A 6,400-nucleotide genomic window follows, 5' to 3' on the forward strand; every position below is an offset into this window, starting at 1 on the left:
AGTTCCGCCACTCCAGCACATGTTGTCATCATCAACCACAACATAGACTATTATATATTATACAAACTAAGTTGTCAACTATATTTACTATATTTTTTATTGCATGTCATTATAAAATTAAAAGAGGCTAATTTTAGCCTCTTTATGTCCTTTACTAACTTGAAGTTTTTTTACAGCCTCTTCCTCTTGAATCTTGATGCTTCTTTAAATCTTGAAATCTTTCTTCGCTATCCTTTAAGAATCTTGTCAGCCTATCTTCAAAATTACCTTGGGTTTGCTTTGATTTTTCTTTTTGCCAATCTATTTCCATTGGTCTATAACTTTTCTTTTCTGGAACAGCTTGTTTTATAGATAAACTTATCTTACCATTGTCATCTACTGAGATTACCTTAACTTTAACTTTATCTTTTTCCTTTAAGTAATCTCTTATATTTTTCACATAAGTATCTGAAACCTCAGATATGTGAACCAATCCTGTTTTACCATCAATGTCTACAAATGCTCCAAAATTAGTAATGTTAACTACTGTACCTTCTAGTATGCTTCCTGCCTTTAAGGTCATATTAAAAAGACTCCTCCTTAAACAAAAATAATGTTTATATAAATTTAAAATTAAAAACTAGAAATTAATTTTTTGTATCTATTACAGGAGTTTCGCCTTTTTTTATAAGACCTAGCCTTTCTCGTGCCAGCTTCTCTATATACATGTCCGATTTAGACATTTTAACTTCGTCCTGTAATTTTCGATTTTTTTCCTTAGCCTTTTGTTCTTCTATTTTTTTATCAGCTATTTGATTTTTTATATTACGCATAGTTATCTGCTGACTAACAAATATATAACAAACATAAGATACTATCAAAACAAAAATTACGCTTTTTCCTTTGATTTTTTTATTCATAATATAATCACCAAATTCCTCTGAAGGGACTAAATATTTAACGTTATAAATACATTGTAATTTGATTTTCAATTTTCTTCAAGTTATTTTTTTAATTTCTTTTATTTTTTCTCTTAATTAAACATAACAATAACTGAAAAGGATATAATATGGTATTTATACTTATTCTAAAAGATTTGCCTAAAAACTTCAGAACTTTATATTGTGAACTTATGAAAATCTTACTTGCTAATTTCATGTACAAGTATATACCTATAATAATCCACATATACAGATACATTCCTATATACGCATAGTTAGTATATAATAAAAATATAAATACTACAACTGCAGTAAGTATCCAAAATAAGGTATCTTCTATGAAAGCTATAATTTTACTAGGATTGTTACCTCCTCTTATTAATCTATAAAAGTCAAACATTATTCCTGTTATTATTCCCGAAACAAGGCTAAACACTATAAGTCCAAATTGCTGATTTATTGAAATCACCATAATAAAACCTATTTAAACAACCGAGATATTATACTTGCCTTTTGTTTTTTAATTTCACTGTTCGTATAAATACAAGAATTTATAGTTCCTATAATTATTACATCTCCATTTTGCACATCTAACTTATTCATTTTTAGCCCTTGTCCTTTTATATTAAGAGTTCCGAGATTTGTATTTAAAACTATTTGTTCCTCATCAAAACTTATTACCTCTACAACACCATTTAATACTAACCTTTTTCTATTTTCAACACTTAATAAACTCTTTTTTTCTTCTATCTTTATTTCTTTTTTTTCCATAACATCCCCTCCACCTGTAACTAATATATGATTAATTACACATGGATATTACTAACCTAATATAGAATAATTAAGTTTGGTCTGTTAATACCTATATAGATATCCAAAACAGACACTTAACTGATTTATTCCTCGTCCTCTTTTCCTTCTATAATTTCATACATTCCTTGAGCATTTTCTTTTCTAACATGTTCAGCTATATTAATTATTTTAGCCTTTAAGGACCTAGCAGCATACTGTATTTCTATGATATCTCCCTCTTTAACTTCAGTACCAGCCTTAGCTATTTTGCCATTTATACTAACTCTTCCCCCTTCACAAGCTTCTTTTGCTACAGTTCTTCTTTTTATTATCCTTGATACTTTAAGATATTTATCTAATCTCATAATATATACTCCCTTACTAAAACAAAAAACCTAGATTTTCACCCAGGTTTTTCAAACTGATTATTTGTTAACTTTATCTTTAAATTCTTTGCCAGCTTTAAATACTGGAACTATTGATTCTGGTATAGTTATTTCTTCTTTTGTTCTTGGATTTCTGCCTACTCTTGCAGCTCTTTTTCTTGTTTCAAATGTTCCAAATCCAACTAGCTGAACTTTTTCTCCTTTTTCAAGTGTTTCTTCAACACTTTCTATAAATCCTTTTAAAGCTGCCTCTGCATCCTTCTTAGTTATTTTTGACTTTTCTGCTATGCTTGTTATTAATTCTGACTTATTCACCTTTTTTACCTCCTTAAATATCGAGTATGCTTATTAAATGGCATACTAGCATATTCTTCACTAATTTTAAAAATCCTTCTTTTTTAGATTATTTTTGCATATAAAATTTAAATTATTTGTTTTTAGCCTCCTCCCAAAGCATATCCATTTGTTCTAATGTCATATTTGTCATATCAACACCTTTAGATTTTGCTATTTCTTCTATATATGCAAAACGTTTTATAAATTTCTCTATAGTATAATTTAATGCAAATTCAGGGTCAATGTCAAGGAATCTTGCAACATTTACGGAAGCAAATATCAAATCTCCTATTTCTTCTACTATTTTTGCCATTTCCTTGCTTTTATATACATCCTTAACTTCATAATATTCTTCTAAAACCTTATCTAAGGCATCTTCAATTTTATCCCAATCAAATCCAACCTTGGCAGCTTTTTTTTGAACTTTTTCAGCCCTCATCAGAGCGGGCAAATTCTTAGCCACATGTTTAAGTTCATCTGTATAGCTTTGAAGTCCTTGTTCTTTTTTCTTTATTTTATCCCAGTTTACCAATACCTGATCAGAAGTGTCAACATTTATATTACCAAACACATGAGGATGTCTTGTTATCATTTTTGTACATACCTTTTCAATTACATCATTTATATTGAAAAATCCATCCTCTCTACCTATCTGTGCATGAAAAACTACTTGTAATAGAACATCTCCTAACTCCTCTGATAATTTATCATCATCCTTTTCATCTATGGCCTCTAATACCTCATAACTCTCTTCTATTAAGTATCGTTTTAAACTTTCATGAGTTTGTTCTTTATCCCAAGGGCACCCATCACTATCTCTTAATTTTTCCATTATATCCAACAAATCACGAAAATCTTTTGTGCTATCTAAATCTCTTAGAATATAAATTGATGTTAGATAATCAATATCCTCTTGTCTATCTAGTTCATACAGTGGTATTTTTCGTATACTCTCTAACCCTTTTACTCCAGCTGCCCTAACAAAATATATCTCACAATCATCTTTATAATAGTCCATTAGACCAAGTTTTACTTCTGAAGCAATAAATTTATCATATACTTGAGTTATAATAGTACCTACTCTCTTATCTAAAATCTGATTTTTTATATCAAAAGCATCTATTATTTTTACCCCTTCTATAGGGTCTATTTTTAAGCTTTCCATAAGTGCATCTATAAAACTAACTGCAGGAATAATTTCAGTTTCTATATGTTTTTTTTCACAAAGGTCTAATAGTATATTTACTGACCTTTCTGCAACTAGCGGGTGTCCTGGCACAGCATAGACTATATTCTTAAATTCTTCACATCTTTTTATTAAGTCATCTGCTATAGCTTTATATACTTGCTCAAAGCTTTCTCCTTCTTCATATTTGTTATCATAACTTTCAAATTTTATATTTTTATTTTTTAAGTATTCTACAGTTGGATGCTTCTCTGTTCTTAAATAAATTTTAGGTGAGTTATTTAAGGTTTCTAAGGCTCCAATAGTAAGAGCTTCTTTAGCACCTGGTCCTAATCCAATTATCTTTATCATGCACGTTCTCCCCTTTGCTTCTTAAAAAGCTTCTTCTTGACATAACTATATTCAAATATTTTAAATAAAACTACTAATATGCCGTATATAAGCATACCAAGCATTATAGACAAAATACAGGCTATTTTGCTACTTATGGTATAATTATAGACATTCATATAAATAATTACAACAGCTATTATCATTAAAATTGATGCAAACGCTGGTTTTATGAATATATCTGAAACTTTTATTTTGACTTTTAACTTTCTAGTTAAAAATAGCATATTTAGCGAAGATGAAACTATATAGCCGCCTATACTGCCTATTACAGCTCCATAAATATTTATGCTTGGTATTGGAACCATTAAGAGTGTTATAACTATCTTTACAATGCACCCTAAACCTAGAATAATTACAGGTGCAATATAGTACCCTGCTCCTTGTAATATAGCCGTAGAAGTTTGTGCAATTATTATAAATGGTATAGATAAAGCAGAATATTGTAATATATCAAATCCTGCTGACTGTCCTGGAAATATTAAATCCAAAATAGGCCGAGCAAGGCAAAACAATCCAACACAAGATGGAAGTGCAATGACCATAGAAAATTTCATAGCCAATCCTACCTTATTGTTAACCTCAGATTTTCTATTTAATACATGTGATTCTGCAATTATAGGCACTAATGAAGCACATAATGCTGCTGATAGTGTAAGTGGAACATTTATCATAATTGAAGCTTTTCCTGTAAGTTGTCCATATACTATTGTACATTGTTTATAAGTAAATCCTGCTTCTAATAATTTCTGAGGAACTAAAGCTGAATCTATTAAACTCATTATGCTGCTTACTGCCGCACCTAAAGAAACAGGTATTGCTATATATAATAACTTACCTAGCACATCTGTGTTATCTCTTACTCTTTTAACTTTAAATTCTTTTCTTATATGTAAGTACTTTATTATAAGATAAATTCCTCCAAATAATCCACCTGCTGCTGCCCCTAATGCAGCACCACCAGCAGAATACTCAATTCCCTTAGGCAGGAGTATATAGGCAAGTCCAACTCCCACGATTACCCTTCCTATTTGTTCTATTATCTGTGAAACTGCAGAATAATTCATGTTTTGTAGCCCCTGAAAAAAACCTCTAAATACACTCATTATTGATATGAATATAGGAGCAAAGGCAATAGCTATTAATGAATAGTAAGATTCATTGCCCCACTTTAAAAACTGTATTATAGGTTTTGAAAAAATAAGCAAAAGCGCCGTAAAACCTGTACCTAAAATAACCATGAGCATCATAGCTTTTCTTAATACTAGAATTACGCCTTCTTCATTATGAACAGCATTGCTTTCAGATACCATTTTAGATATCGCTATTGGTATGCCTGATGCCACTGCAATAAAAAACATATATAGTGGGAATGACATCTGATAATAGCCAACACCTTCATCACCAATTAACATTTGTAATGGCCATCTAAAAAATATTCCTAAAAATTTTGCTAATATGCCTGCAATTCCTAAAATGAAAGTTCCTTTAATAAGTGATTGCTTTTTCATAAAAAAATACCCCCGAATCATCTTATGACAAAATCTTTGTCTCAATGTTTTCAATTTAAAATTTATATAACAAATATAATTTTATTTATATGTTTATAATTATTTTAAAAAAGGGGGTATTATTACTTTATAATGAATATTTTTGATACTAGTGTCAATAATTCTCTATAAAGCATAAGCAAGATGGCAGCTATGCTGCCATTTTACTGCTCCATTTGCTTTCCTAAGAAGGACGATGCAGTTTCAGCTAATTTGGCTTCAACATCACTAAATTTTATTCCTTCTTCCTTTGATACTATTGCTACAGCTCCGATTGCATCACCTTCTGCAATTATTGGTGAAATTACTTGTGCTGAATATTTTCCTTCTACTTCCTCATCATCATATAATGATATAGTTTTTTCTTTTCCTTCTCCAAAAGAAACAGATTTTCTTTCTTCTATTATTCTTTCAAGATCACTACTTATTTTCTTTTCCAAGTATTCTTTTTTTGGTGATCCACTTATTGATATTATGCTGTCCTTATCACATATTAAAACTATGTTTCCTATAGTTTGTTGCAAAGATTCCGCATAACCTTTTGAAAAATCACTTAGTTCACCAATTGGAGAATATTTTTTTAGTATAACTCCTCCTTCCCTATCAGTAAAGATTTCTAATGGATCTCCTTCTCTTATCCTAAGGGTTCTCCTTATTTCTTTTGGTATAACAACTCTACCTAAATCGTCTATGCGTCTAACAATACCTGTTGCTTTCATAGATTAATACCTCCTCATATAATATAAATATAAGTTGTATTAATATTATCTTTCTAATTATGAAATTTTATACACAATTGTTACTTAAAGTTGGTAAGCATTTATAAAATTAAAAAATAAA

The 6,400-nt window shown here is 29.6% G+C and carries 9 protein-coding genes; all 9 read right to left on the reverse strand.

Going from position 1 to position 6,400, the window contains the following annotated elements:
• Positions 1-154: 154 nt before the first annotated feature.
• Positions 155-562 carry a S1 domain-containing RNA-binding protein gene (locus I6U48_RS28215; protein ID WP_218323846.1) on the reverse strand — a complete coding sequence of 136 codons (408 nt, stop codon included), beginning with the start codon at positions 560-562 and terminating at the stop codon, positions 155-157.
• Between the two features lie 64 nt (positions 563-626).
• Positions 627-899, reverse strand: a complete 273-nt coding sequence (locus I6U48_RS28220) for an FtsB family cell division protein (RefSeq protein WP_218323847.1) — start codon at positions 897-899, stop codon at positions 627-629.
• A gap of 91 nt (positions 900-990) precedes the next feature.
• Positions 991-1,392, reverse strand: coding sequence for a spore cortex biosynthesis protein YabQ (gene yabQ / locus I6U48_RS28225; RefSeq protein ID WP_218323848.1), 402 nt, complete (start codon positions 1,390-1,392; stop codon positions 991-993).
• Between the two features lie 8 nt (positions 1,393-1,400).
• The gene (gene yabP / locus I6U48_RS28230; RefSeq protein WP_218323849.1) at positions 1,401-1,691 is read right to left on the reverse strand and encodes a sporulation protein YabP; all 291 of its coding nucleotides are present in this window, start codon (positions 1,689-1,691) and stop codon (positions 1,401-1,403) included.
• A 125-nt stretch (positions 1,692-1,816) separates the two neighbouring features.
• Entirely contained in the window at positions 1,817-2,077 is a 261-nt protein-coding gene (locus I6U48_RS28235) for an RNA-binding S4 domain-containing protein (protein ID WP_218323850.1), read from the reverse strand.
• Between the two features lie 60 nt (positions 2,078-2,137).
• Positions 2,138-2,413, reverse strand: a complete 276-nt coding sequence (gene hbs, locus I6U48_RS28240; protein WP_218323851.1) for a non-specific DNA-binding protein Hbs — start codon at positions 2,411-2,413, stop codon at positions 2,138-2,140.
• 112 nt (positions 2,414-2,525) lie between these two features.
• Entirely contained in the window at positions 2,526-3,971 is a 1,446-nt protein-coding gene (gene yabN / locus I6U48_RS28245; RefSeq protein ID WP_218323852.1) for a bifunctional methyltransferase/pyrophosphohydrolase YabN, read from the reverse strand.
• On the reverse strand, positions 3,968-5,521 hold the full coding sequence (locus I6U48_RS28250) for a putative polysaccharide biosynthesis protein (protein ID WP_218323853.1): 1,554 nt from the start codon (positions 5,519-5,521) through the stop codon (positions 3,968-3,970). Before I6U48_RS28250 ends, yabN begins: the two co-directional genes overlap by 4 nt.
• 203 nt (positions 5,522-5,724) lie before the next feature.
• Positions 5,725-6,279, reverse strand: a complete 555-nt coding sequence (gene spoVT / locus I6U48_RS28255; RefSeq protein WP_218323854.1) for a stage V sporulation protein T — start codon at positions 6,277-6,279, stop codon at positions 5,725-5,727.
• Positions 6,280-6,400 lie beyond the last annotated feature (121 nt).

The organism is Clostridium thailandense (genome assembly GCF_019207025.1).
Classification (GTDB): Bacteria; Bacillota; Clostridia; order Clostridiales; family Clostridiaceae; genus Clostridium_AM; species Clostridium_AM thailandense.

What these genes read in the sequence shown, in the direction of transcription:
- I6U48_RS28215 (WP_218323846.1), bottom strand. Translation starts at nt 562, where the DNA reads ATGACCTTAAAGGCAGGAAGCATACTAGAAGGTACAGTAGTTAACATT.
- I6U48_RS28220 (WP_218323847.1), bottom strand. Translation starts at nt 899, where the DNA reads ATGAATAAAAAAATCAAAGGAAAAAGCGTAATTTTTGTTTTGATAGTA.
- yabQ (WP_218323848.1), bottom strand. Translation starts at nt 1,392, where the DNA reads ATGGTGATTTCAATAAATCAGCAATTTGGACTTATAGTGTTTAGCCTT.
- yabP (WP_218323849.1), bottom strand. Translation starts at nt 1,691, where the DNA reads ATGGAAAAAAAAGAAATAAAGATAGAAGAAAAAAAGAGTTTATTAAGT.
- I6U48_RS28235 (WP_218323850.1), bottom strand. Translation starts at nt 2,077, where the DNA reads ATGAGATTAGATAAATATCTTAAAGTATCAAGGATAATAAAAAGAAGA.
- yabN (WP_218323852.1), bottom strand. Translation starts at nt 3,971, where the DNA reads ATGATAAAGATAATTGGATTAGGACCAGGTGCTAAAGAAGCTCTTACT.
- I6U48_RS28250 (WP_218323853.1), bottom strand. Translation starts at nt 5,521, where the DNA reads ATGAAAAAGCAATCACTTATTAAAGGAACTTTCATTTTAGGAATTGCA.
- spoVT (WP_218323854.1), bottom strand. Translation starts at nt 6,279, where the DNA reads ATGAAAGCAACAGGTATTGTTAGACGCATAGACGATTTAGGTAGAGTT.